The organism is Psychrobacillus sp. Z16_25, assembly GCF_056856695.1.
The window spans coordinates 86,460-106,717 of the sequence record NZ_JBXEOV010000011.1; the positions used below are offsets into that span (position 1 = coordinate 86,460).

General features: G+C 38.8%; 15 protein-coding genes. All 15 read right to left on the bottom strand.

The window, feature by feature from the left end:
• Window positions 1-19: 19 nt before the first annotated feature.
• Window positions 20-2,173 (bottom strand): dihydroxy-acid dehydratase domain-containing protein, encoded by a 2,154-nt coding sequence (locus tag AC1VU3_RS12490; protein ID WP_480388910.1) that lies wholly within the window; start codon window positions 2,171-2,173, stop codon window positions 20-22.
• A 16-nt stretch (window positions 2,174-2,189) separates the two neighbouring features.
• Entirely contained in the window at window positions 2,190-3,458 is a 1,269-nt protein-coding gene (locus AC1VU3_RS12495) for a TRAP transporter large permease (RefSeq protein ID WP_480388909.1), read from the bottom strand.
• 11 nt (window positions 3,459-3,469) lie between these two features.
• Entirely contained in the window at window positions 3,470-3,982 is a 513-nt protein-coding gene (locus AC1VU3_RS12500; RefSeq protein ID WP_480388908.1) for a TRAP transporter small permease, read from the bottom strand.
• Window positions 3,983-4,068: 86 nt separating this feature from the next.
• Window positions 4,069-5,088 (bottom strand): TRAP transporter substrate-binding protein, encoded by a 1,020-nt coding sequence (locus AC1VU3_RS12505; RefSeq protein ID WP_480388907.1) that lies wholly within the window; start codon window positions 5,086-5,088, stop codon window positions 4,069-4,071.
• Between the two features lie 1,128 nt (window positions 5,089-6,216).
• On the bottom strand, window positions 6,217-7,647 hold the full coding sequence (gene gatB, locus AC1VU3_RS12510) for an Asp-tRNA(Asn)/Glu-tRNA(Gln) amidotransferase subunit GatB (protein ID WP_480388906.1): 1,431 nt from the start codon (window positions 7,645-7,647) through the stop codon (window positions 6,217-6,219).
• Window positions 7,644-9,110 carry an Asp-tRNA(Asn)/Glu-tRNA(Gln) amidotransferase subunit GatA gene (gene gatA / locus AC1VU3_RS12515; RefSeq protein ID WP_480388905.1) on the bottom strand — a complete coding sequence of 489 codons (1,467 nt, stop codon included), beginning with the start codon at window positions 9,108-9,110 and terminating at the stop codon, window positions 7,644-7,646. The genes gatB and gatA overlap by 4 nt, the downstream gene beginning before the upstream one ends.
• A gap of 20 nt (window positions 9,111-9,130) precedes the next feature.
• A complete protein-coding gene (gene gatC, locus AC1VU3_RS12520) occupies window positions 9,131-9,421 on the bottom strand; it encodes an Asp-tRNA(Asn)/Glu-tRNA(Gln) amidotransferase subunit GatC (protein ID WP_480388904.1) in 291 nt (96 codons plus the stop codon).
• An 82-nt stretch (window positions 9,422-9,503) separates the two neighbouring features.
• On the bottom strand, window positions 9,504-10,634 hold the full coding sequence (locus AC1VU3_RS12525) for a CamS family sex pheromone protein (protein ID WP_482983650.1): 1,131 nt from the start codon (window positions 10,632-10,634) through the stop codon (window positions 9,504-9,506).
• 14 nt (window positions 10,635-10,648) lie between these two features.
• Window positions 10,649-12,649 (bottom strand): NAD-dependent DNA ligase LigA, encoded by a 2,001-nt coding sequence (gene ligA / locus AC1VU3_RS12530; RefSeq protein ID WP_482983664.1) that lies wholly within the window; start codon window positions 12,647-12,649, stop codon window positions 10,649-10,651.
• Window positions 12,650-12,679: 30 nt separating this feature from the next.
• The gene (pcrA, locus tag AC1VU3_RS12535) at window positions 12,680-14,911 is read right to left on the bottom strand and encodes a DNA helicase PcrA (RefSeq protein ID WP_482983651.1); all 2,232 of its coding nucleotides are present in this window, start codon (window positions 14,909-14,911) and stop codon (window positions 12,680-12,682) included.
• A 56-nt stretch (window positions 14,912-14,967) separates the two neighbouring features.
• Entirely contained in the window at window positions 14,968-15,660 is a 693-nt protein-coding gene (gene pcrB, locus AC1VU3_RS12540) for a heptaprenylglyceryl phosphate synthase (protein ID WP_482983652.1), read from the bottom strand.
• An 82-nt stretch (window positions 15,661-15,742) separates the two neighbouring features.
• Window positions 15,743-16,075, bottom strand: coding sequence for a YerC/YecD family TrpR-related protein (locus AC1VU3_RS12545; protein ID WP_480388900.1), 333 nt, complete (start codon window positions 16,073-16,075; stop codon window positions 15,743-15,745).
• 15 nt (window positions 16,076-16,090) lie between these two features.
• Window positions 16,091-17,140 (bottom strand): DUF3048 domain-containing protein, encoded by a 1,050-nt coding sequence (locus AC1VU3_RS12550; RefSeq protein WP_482983653.1) that lies wholly within the window; start codon window positions 17,138-17,140, stop codon window positions 16,091-16,093.
• 11 nt (window positions 17,141-17,151) lie between these two features.
• Window positions 17,152-18,882, bottom strand: coding sequence for an adenine deaminase C-terminal domain-containing protein (locus AC1VU3_RS12555; protein WP_482983654.1), 1,731 nt, complete (start codon window positions 18,880-18,882; stop codon window positions 17,152-17,154).
• A 172-nt stretch (window positions 18,883-19,054) separates the two neighbouring features.
• A complete protein-coding gene (locus AC1VU3_RS12560) occupies window positions 19,055-19,813 on the bottom strand; it encodes a GNAT family N-acetyltransferase (RefSeq protein ID WP_482983655.1) in 759 nt (252 codons plus the stop codon).
• Window positions 19,814-20,258: the final 445 nt, after the last annotated feature.

Here is a 20,258-nt window from a genome sequence, read left to right on the forward strand (position 1 = left end):
TCCTTTTTAAGTAGAAAAATTAATGATGATATTCTAGATCGGCTTCCTCATAAACTTGAATAGGAACTACTCCTTTAGAGGCATCCGTATGACCAACCATCCTATTTACTGCTGCAACCAGCTTTTGTCTCATCTTCATTTTTCCATTTCGTTCTAGAAATAAGGTTTCACGGCTGGAATCCTTCAAGATATCTTCTTCATATTCAACTTCTTCTTTCAGAGATTTCACCAAATTTATTTCTTTCTTTCGTAATTCTAAATGAAGAATGTCGCCAGTTTTTAAGTAGCCAATCCCCCCCCCCTTGTATGCCTCAGGAGTCATGTGCCCTATAGCAGCACCATACGTAACACCTGAATACCTTCCGTCGCTTATAATCGTACATATTCTTTTTAACGTTCTATTTGCGTTTATATGCTGCATAGGGGTGAACATTTCTGGCATACCAAAAGATTCTGGACCTTGACCTGCAATTACAACAGCAATTTTTAAAATACCTTTTTTCGTAATATAATCGAATAATTCATTATAAGAATTATCTAGCAAGCTATCATATTCTTCGGGAGCATTGTATTTTACTAGGCTCAATATTTTTGAATGTTCGAATAATCCCTGTTCTTTGATTCTATTAATATAATTTGAATCTAATAGAGAATTATTTGCTTCGTCTTCATTATCAAAATAAAGGACAAAAGCCATCTTGTCATCAAATTGATCTAGCTGAGGAGTTGGCATACCACTAATTTTCACCACAGCACTTTCAAAAAAGTTACCTCTTAAAACATCGACACCGCTAAAGGGTCTTCTAGGATTATTTAGAATCACAGGATTATCCTCTACATTACTAGCAGGTAAACTATCACTATATTTCAGTCTTTCTCTCCATGTTGTTCCTGTTACTGTTAATGCATCTTGATTCATATTAATGCCATTGTTAAGCAACTCGTAAAATAGTGTCTCCATCCCTCTACTTGAACCACTACAGCACTGCATAGCTAAAGCAAAAATATCTCTTCCCTCTGTTAAAGAGTAATTAAATAAGTCTGGAATAGGTTGAGATTTTAAGATTTTTTCTACATCAAATAATGTAAAGTTAAAACCTGCATAAATCATAGCAGCAACCATATGCATCATGAGGTTAGTGGATCCACCAGATGCGCTATGTATCCTCACAGCATTTTTAATATTTGCTTCTACTAGGCTCGCAACTCCAAACTCTTCCTTGTTCATCATGGTAGCCATTGCATCAATAGCGTTATTTATCTGCTTTTGATTAGGTGGTTCCACTAATAACTCTAAATCAGGATGTACTAATCCTAAACCTGCTACTAAATGTCTTGAGCTGTTACCAGTACCATTAAAGGCACAAACTCCACCCTGGCTGTCACATGTTGCTGCAGCTAAACGCTTTTCAAAATATTTATGCTCCGTTTCAGTAATTACCTTTTTTTCTACCGCTCTTTCAAAAACTCCTTGGAACGAGGTATTAGAGGAACATTGCAAAATATAACTCATCGTATCCTTAAGATCATCACCTATGTCTTGATGACCCATCGAAGCTGCTCTATTATAAACCTCATTTAATGCAACTACTACATCCTCTGGAATTGTTCCTCCTTTTAAGACATGGGCTGGAGCGAATGTAGCAAAAAAAGAAGGATCTCCTCTAAATTTTCTTAGTCTATCGAGGTGAGCTAAACCACTTACAACACCCAGTGGTTGCTTATCACATCCTTGAATAACAAATGCACCATGATAACTATGAGCTTCTAATTGATTGACTATCATTTGTGCTACGGCATTTCTACTTTGAAGAGAGTAACTCATCCCTTGATTGGATTGAGCTGTCCCATCACACATTACAGGAGTAGAAAAATAAAACGGAACCCCGCCATTTTGCCATATTCTTATAGCTGCTCTGGACGAAGTCATATAATCCATAATGTGAGCAGGATGGTCAGCCGAACCACCAATTATGGCAATTCTGGGAGCATCATTTTCTAGACGATTGACTATTTCATCCAATGCCCAATCAGGAGCTCCTCCTTCATAGAAAGGACCTAAAATCTTTTTAGCATTGTCTAGTAACCCTGCAACTGTAATCGGCTCATTCGCTTTGCCTTGAACATTTGTCTTATAAGGATTAATCCGACTATTAATATACGGAAAAAGCATTTTCTATTCCCCCTTTTTAATTCAAGAATGCTAACGATAAATAAGGTATAAACGTGATGATTAATAAGACGAGAGTCATCACTAGTATGAATGGAACTATTTTCTTCGATAGAGCTTCTAGGGAGAGTCCGGAAATACTAGCCCCAACAAATAGATTTACACCCACTGGAGGAGTGATAAACCCTATAGCTAGAGCAACAATCATAATTATTCCAAAGTGAATTGGATCATACCCTACTTGAACTGCTATTGGCAGTAGAATTGGCGTTAATATAATAATTGCTGCAATTGTATCCATGAAACATCCAACTATTAACAGCAACAAGATAATTAGCAAAATGATAACCGTCTGGTTTGAAGAAACAGATAGCATTGCTTCAGCTATTTTATTTGGGATTTGTTCCATTGCTAACAATTTTCCAAAAGCAGTAGCACTTCCTACTATTATCAAAATGGTAGCAGTCATTAATGCTGAATCTATAAATACTCCAGTAATATCTTTAAACTTTAATTCTCGATAGACAAAAGCTCCAATTATAAACCCTACAAATACTGCAATCGCAGCTGCCTCAGTAGGTGTAAAAATACCACCGTATATACCTCCAAGTATGATTACCGGAATAAGTAACGACCATTTCGCTCTCCAAATTTGTCTAATAATATTCTTAAAAGAAACTTTCTCAGTTGAACCTTTATATCCAGCTTTTTTGGAGTAATAATATGCGTAAATCATAAGACCAATTCCCACCAGGATTCCAGGTATAATACCAGCAATAAACATATCTCCTATCGATACACTACCAGAGACCCCATACATAACCATCGGTATAGAGGGAGGTATGATTACACCTATTGAACCTGCAGAAGCAACAACTGCTGTAGAAAATTTAATATCATAACCTTTTTTCACCATCGCTGGAATCATAATTCCCCCTACTGCTGCAACAGTAGCTGGCCCAGAACCGGATATTGCGGCAAAAAACATACATGTAACAATAGCAGTAAGAGCTAATCCCCCCGTCACTGATCCAACTAAAGATTCAGCAACAGCAATAAGCCGAGTAGATATACCACCTTTCCCCATTATTTCTCCAGCTAATATAAAGAATGGAATCGCAAGTAAAGGAAACGAATTTGTTGAGGTTGTCATTTCCTTCATAATAAATTCAAGTGGAATAGTTCCACTTGCCAATAATGCAACTATGGAAGATAAACCTAAGGCTATTCCAATAGGAACAGTTAAAACTAATAGAATTGCAAAAGAAATAAACAGTATTACTCCCATTCATATCACCCCTATATTTTTGGAATATCAGTATCGACAAGCTCATAACCTTCTCTGAAAGCTTTCGTTTCTAGGACTATTCTTTGTATAAGCCGTATGCTGGTTAATAGCATTCCTATCGGCATTCCTAGATACATGATCGACATCGGTATACCTAAAGAAGGAGCTCTTTGCCCACTTTGATGAATAGCCTCAAAGATTGTAAAGCCGTAATATACAGCGAATACTGCAAAAAATAAAAATAGCAAATTAGCAATTAAATTAATAACATATTTTCCTCTTGGTTTTAAAACTACCAACAAGGCTTCTACTCGGATATGCCTTGCTTTTTTAACTCCATAGCTGATTCCGATATATACCAGCCATATAAAAGAAAAACGAGCAAGTTCCTCAGACCAAGATAGAGAGTTTTCTAGAACATACCTCATAAATACTTGCAGTATAGTCACAACACTCATAGTTATCAGCAAGATAAGTAATAACAGGCGTTCAACATTTTCATCTAGCCATTTAATAACCGTCATTATTTCCCTTCTTTCTCTTTATGTATAAAGACAAATTTTAAGTGAATGAAAGCTAGCAAACTTGTACTAGCTTTCATTTTTGAAAACTACTTTGCACTTTCTATTGCATCGATATATTTTTGAACAAATTCTTCTCCAATTTTTGATTTAAATTTTTCAATAACTGGTTGTACAGTTTCTTTTAATTTTTCGATTTCAGTGTCGCTTAATTTCGTATATTCCATCTGTCCTTTTAACTCTTCTAATGCTTCCGTTGCTGTTTTACGTGATAATTCTCTATTATGCTCACCAGCTTCTAAAGCAGCCTCTTCAATAATTTTCTGTTCTTCTTCTGTTAAATTATCCCAAGTTTTTTGGCTGATTAAGAAAATAAATGGGGAATAGATATGATTAGTCTCTGTTAAATATTTTTGTACTTCTGGATATTTTTCTAATAGAATCGTAGGATATGGATTTTCTTGTCCATCAATCGTTTTTTGTTGCATAGCGGTAAACAACTCTGTGAACGCCATTGGCATAGGGTTAGCACCCATTTCCTTCCAAGCGGCTAAATGTATCTCATTTTCCATTGTACGAATTTTTAAACCTTTCATATCCTCCATTGATTTAATAGCTTTCTTACTGTTGGTTAGTTGACGGAAGCCATTTTCCCACCATGCCAACTGTAATACTTGTTGGGAAGATGCTTTTTCTGCTAATTCTTTTCCGAAATCCCCTTGTAATACAGAATCCACAACATCTGTATCGGTTAATAAGAAGGGTAAATCGAATACTCCATACTCTGGCACAAATGTTGTAAAAGGTGCTGTTGATGGGATTGTAATATCTAATGTCCCAAATTGTAGCATTTCAATTGCAGAACGATCATCGGCAATGGTCCCAGAATGATAAACCTCTACCTTTAAAGAATCCGTTCTTTCCTCTACCAATTCTTTAAATTTAACCGAACTCTGATAAAGTGGTGTTTTGTCATTTAATCCTAAACTAATTTTTAAAGTCTTTGCTTCGCCTTTAGCATCTGCTTTTGTTTCTGAATCTGAGTTACCACAAGCCATTAGTAAAAGAGCTGTAAGTAATACTGTGCCTAAAAACCATATTTTTTTCATTTGTAACTCCCCTTTGTTTTATAATATAAAATGCCATTTTTATATTCTTCAAAAAAAAATTGGCTCAATAGAGACCTTTCAAGGTGTCCTGCTCTAGTTTTGAACTGGGCTTACTTCATCCACGTCACCACCTCTAATAGAATATCAATATAGAATATTCAGACTTTTGATAGGTTATAATTACCATTCCGCTACAGATCCATCCTGGTGTCTCCAAACTGGACTCTTCCAATTATGCCCGATTATATGCTGATTTCTAACAAATTACTTAACGGCTTATAGAATTAGAGCTGATTATTAAAATTAATTTGTAAGCGGTTTCATTATAATATGAAATCGCTTTCTTTTTTAAAACTAAGATTCCATTAAAAATTTTAATAAAATCACGCTAAGTTTACAAATCTGCGTTTTATATTATAAAACCTGGTTTTGTAATAGCTTTAAATTTTTGGAATAAAATTATTCCGTATGGAAAATATAATCTATAAGAATTTTAATGTCAATAACTTGATTGAATTTTCTTTATATTCAATCTATATTTATTGTAAAAAATAGCTAATTTAAACTACTCATTAGGGTTTACACCTATCTACAAGCGGAGTGTCACCTGCTTATTGGAGCACGATTTTTTACCTAGCACTTATGTCGCTCTTTATAAGTATATCTATCAAAGTATTTTAAACTATGCAAAAATGTTTATATCCAACCATCTGAGAGTAACATACCCCTATTGGGATATATTCTAAGCGAACGAGAGTAAACAACCTGAACGAGAATAAAAGAAGTCTATCCGAGAGTGTCGTCCGCCTCAAAGAGAGTAAAAGAGTCTATCCGAGAGTAACGCCACCATCAATCCCAAGTGGTCACTGGACATGCCCCCACCTTTCTAACCGAGAGTAAAGTACTCCCATCCGAGAATAAATTCTGACCGAACGAGAGTAAACTTCCTGAACAAGAGTAAAAGTGGTCTATGCGAGAGTATCGTCCGTTTGAACGAGAGTAAACCTCTACTATCCGAGAGTATCTTCCCGCCATCCGAGAGTAACGCCTCAATAATCCCAAGTGGACTTGGACATCTCCTCCATCATAAAAAAGACCATTCGTCCTCAGACGAATGGTCTCACCCTATTATCTTTTTACGATTTCTTCTTGAAGCAGCTTGTTTACAAGCGGTGGATTCGCTTGTCCTTTGGTTGCTTTCATGATTTGACCCACTAGGAAGCCAATTGCACGGTCTTTACCGTTTTTGAAATCCTCGATGGACTGTGGGTTAGCATCCAATGTAGAAATAACGATTTCGCGAAGTGCACCTTCGTCAGAAATTTGAACAAGGCCTTTCGCTTTTACTACTTCCTCTGCGTTTCCACCATTATCTGCAAGCTCTTTAAATACTTTTTTCGCAATCTTAGAGGAGATGGTACCATCTGTGATTAGCTTGATCATGCCTGCAAGATTTTCTGGAGTGAGCTGGATGTCCTTTAATTCCTTTTGCTCCGCATTTAAGTAGGCTGATACCTCACCCATTAACCAGTTAGAGCTTAATTTCACATCTGCACCTAACGCAATTGTTTCCTCAAAGAAATCAGACATTTCTTTTGTCAGTGTTAAGACCATTGCATCGTAAGCAGGCAATCCTAGCTCTTCGATGTATCGTTTCTTACGAGCATCTGGCAGCTCAGGAATTTCAGCGCGTACTCTTTCTCTCCACGCATCATCAATAACAATTTGTACTAGGTCTGGCTCCGGGAAGTAGCGGTAATCATCCGCACCCTCTTTGACACGCATAAGAACTGTTTTACCAGTAGACTCATCAAAACGACGAGTTTCTTGTGGAATAACACCGCCAGCAAGCAATACCTCTGCTTGGCGTACTTGTTCATGCTCTAATCCACGGCGAACATAGTTAAAGGAATTAAGGTTTTTCAATTCTGTTTTAGTACCGAATTTTTCTTGACCGTAAGGACGTAGGGAAATATTTGCGTCACAGCGTAATGAACCCTCTTCCATTTTACAATCAGATACACCTGTGTATTGGATAATGGATTTCAGTTTTTCTAAGTAAGCATAAGCTTCCTCAGGTGTACGAATATCTGGCTCTGAAACGATCTCAATAAGTGGAGTCCCTTGACGGTTGAAGTCTACCAATGAATAACCGTCGCCAGCATGAGAAAGTTTACCAGCATCCTCCTCTAAGTGAAGGCGTGTAATACCAATTCGTTTCTTTTTGCCGTCTACTTCAATTTCAATCCAACCATTTTCTCCAATTGGTTTATCAAACTGAGAGATTTGATATGCTTTCGGATTGTCTGGATAGAAGTAGTTTTTACGGTCAAATTTCGTAATTGGCGCAATGTCCATATTTAATGCAAGTGCTGCTCTCATTCCCCATTCTACAGCTGTTTTATTTACAACTGGCAGAACACCTGGGTAACCAAGGTCGATTACATGAGTATTTGTATTTGGCTCCGCACCAAAATGAGCTGGTGATGGAGAAAACATTTTGGATTCTGTTTTCAGCTCGACGTGAACCTCTAAACCAATAATTGTTTCAAAATTCATCGTTTGATTCCCTCCCAAATTTGAGGAGTTTGTTTATGGAAGCTAGTCGCTTGCTCGTAGGCATGCGCAACTCGATAGATAGTAGCCTCATCAAAGTAATTACCGATTATTTGAAGACCTAATGGTAAACCATTAGAGAATCCGCAAGGAATAGAGATACCAGGTACACCTGCAAGGTTCACAGGGATAGTCAGGATATCGTTTGCATACATCGTTAATGGATCCTTAATATTCTCTCCAATTTTAAATGCTGGTGTTGGTGTAGTAGGTCCGATAATGACATCGTATTTTTCAAGGACATTATCAAAATCTTGTTTAATTAGCGTACGTACTTGTTGCGCTTTTTTATAGTAAGCATCATATGAGCCTGCACTTAAAGAATATGTTCCAAGCATTATACGGCGTTTCACTTCATTTCCAAAGCCTTGCGAACGTGTTTGCTTATATAGCTCCATCAAGTTTTCCACATTTTCCGCACGGAAGCCATAACGGATACCATCAAAGCGTGCAAGGTTAGAGGAAGCCTCTGATGAAGAAAGGAGGTAATAAGTCGCTAGAGCATATTTAGAATGAGGTAGGGATACCTCTTCCCAAACTGCACCAAGGGATTCTAATACCTTTAAAGCATCAAGCACTGCTTGCTTAGAAGCTTCTCCTACTCCTTCTCCTAAATATTCTTTTGGAACAGCAATGCGTAAGCCTTTGATATCTCCAGTTAATGCTTTTGTGAAGTTAGGTACTTCTACATTAGCAGAGGTAGTATCATAAGGGTCCAGGCCAGAAATAGCCTCTAATAATAATGCATTGTCTTCTACGTTACGAGTAATTGGCCCAACTTGGTCTAATGAGGACGCAAAAGCTACCAAGCCATAGCGAGAAACACGGCCATAGGTTGGCTTCATCCCCACTACTCCACAGAAGGAAGCTGGCTGACGAATGGAGCCACCTGTATCCGAGCCTAAGGAGAATGGTACTTCTCCAGCTGCTACCGCAGCAGCCGAGCCACCTGAAGAACCTCCAGGTACATGATTGATATTCCATGGGTTACGTGTTGCTTTAAATGCAGAGTTTTCATTGGATGAGCCCATTGCAAACTCGTCCATATTGATTTTCCCAATATTGATAAGCCCTGCTTCTTTCACTTTATGTACAACAGTTGCATCATAAATCGGTTTGAATCCTTCTAGGATTTTACTAGCACAAGTTGTTTCGATTCCTTCAGTCACTAGATTGTCTTTAATACCAATCGGTAGACCAAATAGTGGACCTCTCTCTTCTAATGGAACTTGATCCATTTCTTTTGCTTGTGCGATTGCATTTTCGTTTAACGCTAAAAACGCTTGTACATCTCCATCAAGCTTTTCTATGCGTTGAAAGGATTCAGCTGTAAGCTCTTCAATGGAGACTTCCTTCTTTTGAATTAAGTCTTGAAGCTCTTTTGCTGAGTGTTTAAATAATGACATCAGTTACCCTCCTTACTCATTTATTCAATAATTTTCGGAACCTTAACGTGACCATTCTCTTGGTCTTTTACATTTAACATCATTTTTTCTCTGTCTAATCCTGGTACTGGTGTGTCTTCACGAAGAACATTCACTAGTGGCAATACATGAGTTGTAGGTGGAACGTCAGTAGTGTCAAGCTCGTTTAATTCATCCGCAAACTTTGTAATCGCCGCCAGCTGCTCCGCAAACATTTCTGCCTCTTCTTCTGTAATTGCTAGTCTTGCCAAGTGTGCTACGTGCTTAACTTCCTCTTTTGAGATATTTGCCATTTTTTACACCTCCGAATTCGATAAACATAAGAAATATCATATCATTTTTCGCACTAATTGAACAGAGCGCCCTTGTTCATGTCTACTGGGTGTAGATATGAACGAAAGGCTCTTCTTCTCCTGACTTTTTAATAAGGAGTGCTTCTGCTCCATCCAAGGAATTGATTTGAACTTCTACATTCATTTCTTTTTTAAAATGAGCTGGGATCAAGCCTGCTACATATTGTGTAAAGCTAATTACTTCTGAGGTTCCGTAAAACTGTATCGGGATGTTAATCGCAAGCTCCTGAAGACCTTGGTCCTTAAAGAATCCCGTACCAATGACACTTGTGTAGTTAGAAAAATATTCGTCAATGTCTTGCTTAAAGTGCTTAAACATTGTATTGATATCACGATATTTTTCTTCCGCATCTGAAGTGGGGAACAGCACATATTCTTCATCTATCTCTTCCCACTCGGAGATTCCTGAGCCGGTAGCTACTCCGTAAGAAAAATAAGTACCCGGAACAATTGCATTTCGACTATTTTGTTTGAAGAGCCCTACAACGATTGGAATATCCTCTAATCCTTCCATCGCTCTCATTCTGCTTACAATCTCATTAGCGATCTTCTGGCCATTTTCTTTTATTTGTTCATTTGAAAGCTTTTCCTCATAGGTTGCACCGTAGTCTTCCTTTGTATAGTAATAAATAGAATTTAAAGAAACACCGATAGATATTCCTGCAAGGCGAACGGTATCATCTACTCTTTCTAAATAGTTTTGCTCCACTATATGGGTAACATATACAGGTGCTTTTTTTGCTTTTTCTTCTCCTGTTAGCCCCATATCATCTGGATTTAAACCGTCCTTTGTCTGGTTACTTCTTGCTAGCCAAGATGAAATGGTCTCCTTTGATAAATATTGACCCTCTTGAAAGAAGTAATTATCTGGAGAAAACTGGTTTTGAGAAAGACGTAGTAAGCCGGTCTCAACTTCCTTCATGTCATATTTTGTTGCCATATTGGAAACTACCAAACCTCTACTTGCACTTTCTTCATATGGCAAAAGTGTTTTGTAATAGTTATCGTCTATTTGCACATCAGAGATGATGACTGATTTTCTAGACTCTTCCTCCGTTTGAAGTACCTCTGTCCCTTCATCCGTAGAAGGTGTACAACCTGTTACGAATAGCAGAGTTGCTAGGGATGTCATCCCCATAAATTTTTTGACCATGTCAAAAACTCCTTTTATTCCTCTAAGTGGTCAAGCAGCTTTTGTTCATCCCAGATTTCAATTCCAAGGCTAGTGGCTTTCTCAAGCTTTGAACCAGCGTCTTCTCCTGCAATTACTAAATCTGTCTTTTTACTTACACTTCCCGCTACATTGCCACCTAATGATTCTATTTTTTCCTTTGCCTCGTTTCGTGTCAGCTGAGTCAGCTTTCCAGTTAGCACTACTGTCTTACCGGCGAATGGGCTATTTTCTAATGCGGATACATCAATAATTTTTCCTGTGTATCTTAATGGTAACCCTGCAGCTTTTAGACGTTCTATTAACTCCCGAACCTCCTCCTGCTCAAAATAAGTCACTAAAGAATCTGCCATCTTCTCTCCGATTTCATGGATTGCCGTAATTTCTTCCCGATTAGCAGCCATCAAAGCATCGAAGCTATGAAACTTTTCAGCAAGAATTTTCGCTGCCTTTTCTCCAATGTGTCTAATCCCAAGACCAAACAATACTCGCTCCATCGAGTTTTCTTTTGATCCTTGAATTGCCGTAACAAGATTTGTTGCAGATTTTGTACCCATTCGCTCTAATTGAATAAGATCTTCTACCGTCAGTTTATATAAATCAGAAACATCCTTCACAAGCTCCGCTCTATATAATTGCTCTACGACCTTTCCACCCAGACCTTCAATATTCATTGCATTACGTGAAGCAAAGTGGTAAATACCCTCTGTTATTTGAGCAGGACATTGAGGATTCACACAGCGTAATGCAACTTCCTCCTCAATGCGGACAAGTTCACTGTCACAGACTGGACAATGTGTCGGCATAATGTACGGCTCTTCATGGCCCTTACGTTCTTGAGTGATAACCTCCACAACCTCTGGAATTATATCGCCAGCCTTTCGAATAACCACACGATCTCCTATCCGGATATCTTTTTCTTTAATGTAATCCTCGTTATGCAAGGATGCACGCTGAACGGTAGTTCCTGCCACCTGCGCAGGCTCAAGTAGTGCAGTAGGAGTAACCACACCAGTTCTACCTACTGTCAAATCTACTCCTAATATAGTTGTGACAACTTCTTCAGCCGGAAACTTATAGGCAATTGCAAAACGTGGGCTCTTCGCTGTGAAGCCGAGCTCCTCCTGCTCCGCATAGTTATTAACCTTTATAACGATACCATCAATTTCATACGGGATATCATTTCTCTTTTCAGTCCACTCTTCAATAAACGCTAAAACTTCTTCGATTGTTTCACATTTTCTCGTTTCTTTATTAGTTGGTAGACCTAACGTCTTCATAAATTCTAGAGCCTCTAGGTGTGTTTCTAAGCCTAGCTCTTCTCCATTGCCACCACGTCCGTATATAAAGACAGAAAGATTCCGGCTTGCAGCAATCTTTGGATCTAGCTGTCTTAAGGAACCAGCAGCTGCATTTCGAGGATTGGCAAAAAGCTCTTCTCCCCGTTCTGCACGAGCCTCATTGAGCTTGAGGAAAGAGGATTTTGGCATGTAGGCCTCTCCTCTAGCCTCAATGGTGACCTCATCTTTCAATCGTAAAGGAACAGCTCGAATGGTTTTAATATTACTAGTAATATCTTCTCCTGTAGTTCCATCTCCACGAGTTGCCCCTCTTATAAGCTGTCCATTTTCATAAAGAAGAGAAACAGCCAAGCCATCTATTTTCAGCTCACAAATATAAGTAGGAGTCCTACCAATTATATTGTGAATTCGCTTATCAAAGTCACGGAGGTCTTCCTCATCAAAGGCATTTGCTAGGCTTAGCATTGGATATGCGTGGGTTACTTTTTTAAAACCCTCACTTACGGTCAAGCCTACTCGCTGGGTAGGAGAATCTGGGAAAATTAAATCAGGATTTTCCTTTTCTAAAGCAATAAGCTCTTGCAGATATTGGTCATACACCGCATCAGGCACGATAGGTGCATCTAATACGTAATAAGCATATCCATATTCATGAAGTATTTTGTGAAGCTCCTTCACACGTTCTATTTTATTCATCTCCATTGGGCTTTCCTCCGCTAAGTAAGATTATACTTTTTCAATTGGTGCAAATTTAGCAAGCAGGCGCTTAATTCCAGTAGGGCTCGGAAAAGCGATATCTACTTCTGTATTCTCACCTTCCCCACGAACGCTAACAACCATACCTTCTCCCCAAGTCTTGTGCTTCGCCTTGTCTCCAACCTTCCAGCCCATCTTCTCGCCACCAGTTGTTTGATAAGCAGGTCTAGAGACTGCACGTCTTAAGGTAGTAGGTGAAACTGATTCGACCTCTCTCGTTTTGTTTTTGCGGAAGTCTCTTGTCCAGCCAACCACTTCTATAATGTCATCGGAAATCTCACCTATAAAACGAGAAGGACTGTTATAGCTTCCTCGCCCGAAGATAGTACGAGCTTGTGCGCATGTAAGGAATAATCTTTCCTCGGCTCTCGTGATTCCCACGTAAGCAAGTCGTCTTTCCTCTTCCATTTCCTCGTTGTCTCCAATGGAGCGTGAATGCGGGAAAATGTTTTCCTCCATTCCGATAATAAAAACTACTGGGAATTCTAGACCCTTAGCAGCATGCATCGTCATTAGGATAATGTTTCCTTGCGATACATCCTGGTCTTCATCAAGCTTATCGATGTCCGAAATTAAAGCCAAGTCGGTTAAAAAGGCAACAAGCGATTTATCCTCGCTCTTCTCTTCAAAGGCCTTGGTAACGGATAAAAACTCCTCAATGTTCTCTAATCGACTTTCCGCTTCAATTGTATTCTCATTTTTTAGCATTGCACGATATCCCGTTTTATCCAGCACCTGTTCCACAATCTCTGTTACAGATAGAAACTCCTGCATCTGTGTGAGATTTCTAATAAGAGAATGAAATTCTACCACTGATTTAACAGCCCTTGGAGGCAAGCCCATAAAATCAACTTCATTCAATGCATCTAATATAGAGCGATCCTGCTCCAAGGCATATACTGCCATTCGCTCAAAGGATGTAGCACCGATATTTCTCTTAGGTTCATTAATAATTCTGGATAGCGAAAGATCATCGTCGTTGTTAGCGATTAAACGAAGATATGCTAATAAATCCTTAATTTCCTTTCGATCATAGAACTTCGTGCCTCCTACAATCGTATAGGCCATATTAGATTTTACCAATACCTCCTCCATCACACGCGATTGGGCATTCGTGCGATAGAGAATGGCAAAATCATTTAATGTTCTATTCTCTAATTCCATTAGTTCCTGTATTTTTTGAACTACAAATTGAGCCTCTTGCTGCTCGTCTGTCGCTCTAAATAACTCAACCTTTTCGCCTTCCATATTTTCAGTCCGCAGAACCTTTGGGTATCTACTTTGGTTGTTTGAAATGACATCATTTGCTGCTTGAAGTATCCGCTGAGAGGAACGGTAATTTTGCTCTAGCATGATGACTTCAGCCTCTGGATAGTCCTTTTCAAAAGAAAGGATGTTTTGAATGTCTGCTCCACGCCATCGATAGATCGATTGGTCAGAATCACCCACTACACAAATGTTTTTAAACTTTTGTGCCAATAGTTGAACTAGCTCATACTGCGCCTTATTCGTATCCTGATACTCATCCACATGAATGTACTGAAAACGATTTTGATAGTATTCTAAAACATCTGGGACACGCTTAAACAAAGTAAGAGTGGTCATAATTAAATCGTCGAAATCCAACGATTGATTTTTACGCAAACGCTTTTGGTAAGCCTTGTATACTTGAGCCACAGTCTTTTCAAAAGGATTATGCTCATTCATTTGGGCTTCATATGTTTCCTCGTCTATACAAATGTTCTTCGCGCTGCTGATAGCATTTAGCATAGAACGTGGATCATAGCGTTTTGGGTCTATATTTTGTTCTTTTAATATATTTTTTATCACCGTTAGCTGATCTGAAGTATCTAAAATAGAAAAGCTGCGAGAAAAACCAAGGCGGTCGATATCTCTTCTTAATATCCGAACACACATAGAGTGGAAGGTAGACACCCACATACTTTCACCCGTGCCAGGACCTAAGATTTTATCTATACGCTCCCTCATCTCTCGTGCAGCCTTGTTAGTAAAAGTTATCGCTAAAATTTTAGACGGATAAACTTCCTTTTCAACAAGCAAATAAGCAATCCGATGAGTAAGGACTCTTGTTTTACCAGAGCCTGCTCCAGCCATAATCAATAATGGTCCATCTGTTGTCTTTATTGCCTTTTCTTGCTCCGGATTCATCCCTTGCAAGAGGTTTTTGGTAATTATCTCCATACGAACACTTCCTTTTGCAGAACATTTGTTCTTAACATTATAACTCTCTATGGCTTCTAACTCAATTTTCCTTTTACTGCTTGCACTGTTCTTAGTGCCTCTGTTAGGTTATCATAAACATGATTTCCTACAACAATCGTATCTGCATACTTTGCCATCTCTTTTGCCTGGGCCTCTGTACAGATTCCTCCGCCATAAAACAGCTTCGTATGCTGCAGGTGCTTCCTTACTTCCTTCACTGCTTCCACGTCCCCATATTTCCCGCTATACTCCATATAAAAAATAGGAAATTTGAACATATGCTCTACCATTTGGGCATACGCAACAATGTCTTCCACAGCATTTACAGGCTGAGCACTTGTTAAAGCCGCTGCTTTACATGCAGGATTTAATATGCAATAACCCTCTGGAATAATTTCCTCCCAGTTCATCAGCTCGCCGTATTCTTTCATCGCCTGATGATGCAGATCCTTCACCCATTTTGTATCATTGCTGTTCAATACACTTGGAATAAAATAGTAATCAAAACCTGGTGTAAGACTCTCTATTGTAGAAACCTCCAGTGCAACCGGCACTGCATATCGTCTAATTCTCATAAGTAGCTCAATGACATTGTCTAATGTTACTCCGTCAGAGCCACCAATTATAATGGCATCGGTACCTGATTCACATACCTTCTCTAAGTCATCCGCAGATATATCCTTTGCTGGGTCAAGCTTAAATATATGTCGCCATTCTTTATAGTCCATTTTTTCACCTACGTCTAGTATTGTAATATCACTTTATTATAACAAAAAAACTGAACAGACATGGCTGTTCAGTAAGTTGCTATTATTTTCTTTCCTCTTCCTTATTAGACAGGAAGGTTTGCTCTTCTGGATAAAGACGACTTAACATTTCATCATAGCCTTCGTTTCCGTAGTCGAATGCTCTTCTAACACGAGAAATGGTAGCGGTACTTGCTCCTGTTTCTTTTTTTATAGACTCATAAGTTTTTTTCAAACGAAGCAAGTGTGCAACTTCTAACCGTTGTGCTAATGATTGAATCTCGCTAATTGTACAGAGATCATCAAAGAATCTGTAGCATTCATCTATATCCTTCAGTTGTAGTATTGCTTTAAATAGCTGGTCTGTTTGAGGCCCCTTTATTTTATCAATCTGCATTTCTTTCATCCCTTTCTATGGCAAATACTTAACCATGGTGGAAAGGCCAGGACTGGTTGGAACGAAGCTAATCCACGTTTGCCCCTGTACCAGCTTAGCTGGTACGCCATTTTCCATCGGTATTAATACACCATCGATATTTTTCCACTCAATTTCCTTCATAATACCTGCTTGGAAAAGATAAGCCTTTCCTTCCCCTGTTAAGGTAACATCTTGTCTTCCTGCATTATCAATTACCCGATGAGGCATTTCCATAAAAATGACATTCGATATTTTTAATGGCGTTTCAGAATCCTTATCAGCCGTTACAACACCATTAGACTTTCGTTGGTATATTCCTTCATTTTCTTGATAGATATATTCATTTTCAAAGCTTGTACCAGAACCATAGCGAATGGTCACACTAGAAGCAGGAGTGCCAATTTTCGCTCCCTCTGGCGATTCATAGAAGGAAAGAGAAGGAATCTTATCGATTTCCATAGAAGCTCCTACTTTTTCTGCACCAGCCAGTACATCCTCCCCTGTAATATAGGAATTATGTGGAGCTTTTCGTTCAGAGGACCGCTTAAATAGAATACCATCATATTGCATTCCATTTATATGATCAACTACACGAGACTCTAACATGCTTTTTGCATCAGGACTATACCCATGTGCTACATAAAAGGCATCTAGACCTTTTGCAATATTAATAAAATAATCTCTAGCACTCCTTACAGGACCAATCTCTGCAGGAAGCTCACTTTGGTAAAGGGCTAGAAATCTAGTGACATTCCCTTCTGCCAGCATCTCATAAATGATATCTGCTTCTTCCAATCCTGATTGAGGACGAGCCAATGGATGGTTATTAATGGTCACTAAAATTGGACGCTGGGTTAATTTAACCTCTGAGCCTTCCCCAGTGAATGGAGCAGTGTATGGCAAAACAACTGGCTTCTCTTCCTCTATCTCTTCTATTATTTCTTCTTCCAACTCATCTTCCACAGCTTCTTCTTCTATTTTATCTTTTGAACAGCCTACTAAAAGCAGACTCACAGCAAACACAATTCCCCATTTTTTTAACACAGGTTTTCCTCCTACCTCATTACTGCTGGAAACAATACTTGTTTCTTCATTACATCAAATATTCCTCTTTGTGTAATACGGACATATGGCAAGTGCGTCGATTGTAAAAATAGCAGCGTATAAATTGCATCTCCATGCTTAAAGCCTCTTGCAGCTAATTCTCTCTTTAATATTAGCTCTTGTTGCATGAGATCTTCCATAGACTTGTCCGATAAGCTTCCCCCGATTGGCAGATTAATAGAGCAAACAACATGTTCGTTCTCCACAATGACAATTCCACCTTGCATTTCTTTCATCTTTTCAAATGCATGTAGCATACACTTCTTATTTTTTCCGATGAGCAATATATCACCAGTATTAGAATAAGAGGATGCAAAGCCTTGAAGGGAGGTCGCAAAGCCCTTAATCAATGTAGAAACCTTCCACTTCCCATTTCTATCTATTAAAAGCAGGAAGCTTTCATCATGATTAGTAGATAATTCATTGTCCGTTGTATCTACGTTTATGGAATATGGTTTGGTAATCACGTCATTCACCATCTCAATTCCAAACGGCATAGAAAACTGAAAATCGTCCTCTGTTAGGCTAAAGTCTAAATTTAAGCTTGGGATATGTGACCAATCTATTTCATCAAAGCACTTCAGCTTCTTACCGTCCTTCCTTACCCAAACTCCTTTAGACAACACACTAACTGGAACAGGATTGTTTTCATCTTCCAAGAAATTTAGATTAGCAAATCGACCAGTCGCTATTACCCCGTGTAAATTAGATATATTATAATACTTCGCAGGATTGAAGGAAGCCATCAAATAAGCATCTATTGGAGATACCCCTGCATCTAATGCAACTTGGATACACTTATCCATCAAGCCATCTTGATGGAAGGAAGGAGTAGAACCATCCGTTGTCATCATGACATGATCGAAGATGCGTAAATCCTTCTCTAAAATATCTTTCAATAGATTAGGTAAATCTGGTCTGATAGAAGAGTGGCGAAGAGTCACAGCATATCCATGCAAAATTCTTCTTTCTACTTCCTCGATTGTCATCGATTCATGGTCACCATCAGCTCCAAGTAATCTCATCTTTGCCAATGTTTTTTCAGATGCACCTGGAAAATGCCCTTCAATTTTCATGCCATTTCTCTTAGCCTGTTGCATCCAATAAAGCATCTGGTCATCACCAGAAAGAAGCCTTGGCCACCCTGTCAGTTCTCCCCCCATTATCACATCAGGACGCTCAATCCAGTCTCCAACTGTCTTGGAGTTAAAAAGCTGTTCCTCGTTCTCCAGCTCTGTTTGGGAATCAAAGCGAGCCCACCAGTAAAAAGAAAAGGGTAACCGTTGAAGCTGATCCATAATTGAAAACGCTTTCTTGTTTTCAAGCATTAAGAATAAAAATAAATTATCAGCAATAAACGTCGTCGTGCCTAACTGAGCTGCATAGTCAGAAAAAGTTTGTGGATTATACAATTGAAAGGGGTGTACATGAGGATCGATATAGCCAGGTACAACCTTTTGTCCTGCCGCATCATATACTTCTGTCTGCTCGGTTATAAGTGGCATTTCTAAGCCTGCATATACAATACGATCCTTTTTAATCCATATGTTTCCATTTATCCATTTTTTTAAATGGCTATGCAGGTATGTAGCATTTTTAATGAGGATATCCGGAGCTTTTGATTTATTGATAACTTCAAGCTGGTCTCGAATCTCTTCGATTTTCCAAAGCGGGTAATGCATATGGCCTCTACTCCTTTCTACTATTATTCATAAAAATAATAGTAGCATAGTACTTTAGCAAAGCAAAGCACTGAATTGTATTTTTAGTAAATTCTGATAAGATATCAGACAAAAGATGTACAAATTTGTAAAATTGTTAGATAGTACTATCCTGTACGGAAAGCGTGAAGGTTTACAGCAGCCACTTTAACTTTTTCATGGCAGAGTGAACCGTTAATCTATGGTAGGTCAGGAGATTATTCTTAAAAATCACTCCGTAAACTCCATACGGTGTAGGAGACAGCTTAAGCAATTCCTCTCTATCTTCTATCTCTATGATTCTCGCTGCTATCCCTAGTTTTTTAGCCCCTTCTAAGACATTGTCAGTTGCTATGTCTAAAAATGGGCACTGCGGTGTCCTTAAAATCGTCAATTTCTCAAAGCGACGCAATCTCTCTTTCCAATCCGTCGGAAAGTAGGGATCTTCAGACTCCCCAAACTTATATACTAGCAGCTCAAAATCACCAGGAGCATGGTCTATTTGATGAAACCCATTTTTCAGGAAGATTTCCTTACTCGGTGTCCAAGAGGTAGTAGAATTTGTCACCACAACGATTCCATTCTTCTTTTGTTCCTTTGCATCCTGAATACATTTTTGAATCAGTCTGGATGCATGTCCTTTTCCTGTTACTTGCACCCAAAGACAATGGATAACTATATAATTCTCTCCAAATACCACTCTGGTGGAATGCTCAATAGGGATGTATTCTATGAAACCTAGAGGTTTTCCATCTTCCATTAGTTTTACATATTTAAGGCCATCCTGAAACATTCTTTTTACCCAATTATTTTTGTTTTGGTATCCAACAGATTTTGCTTTACTGCGAAGGCAGTAACAACCATTGCCGTCTACTCCGGATTCTTCTAGCTCAACTAAGTCTGTAACCAGCACGATACTTTTCACCTCTTATAGAATATTCGCTAAATTTATTATACATGATTATATGGGTAGCAACGTGCTCATTCCGAAGTATATCGGCCTAGGTTTGAATTTGGTTTTGGCGTTACTCTCGGTTGGCTTTCCGTTACTCTCGTTCGGTGGATAGTTACTCTCGTTCGGCCGGGATTCTCTCTCGGATAGACGGCATTTACTCTCAAATAGCCGGTTTACTCTCTTTAGGCTGGGTTTTATTCTCGGATGACCCAACTTTACTCTCGGTTAAATTGGTGCAAGGGCATGGCTTAGGTCCCCTTGAAACAGGTTGTGGTGTTACTCTCGGTTGTCTTTCCGTTACTCTCGTTCGGCCGGGATTCTCTCTCGGATAGACGGCATTTACTCTCAAATAGCCGGTTTACTCTCGGTCGGCTGGGTTTTATTCTCGGATAGCCCAACTTTA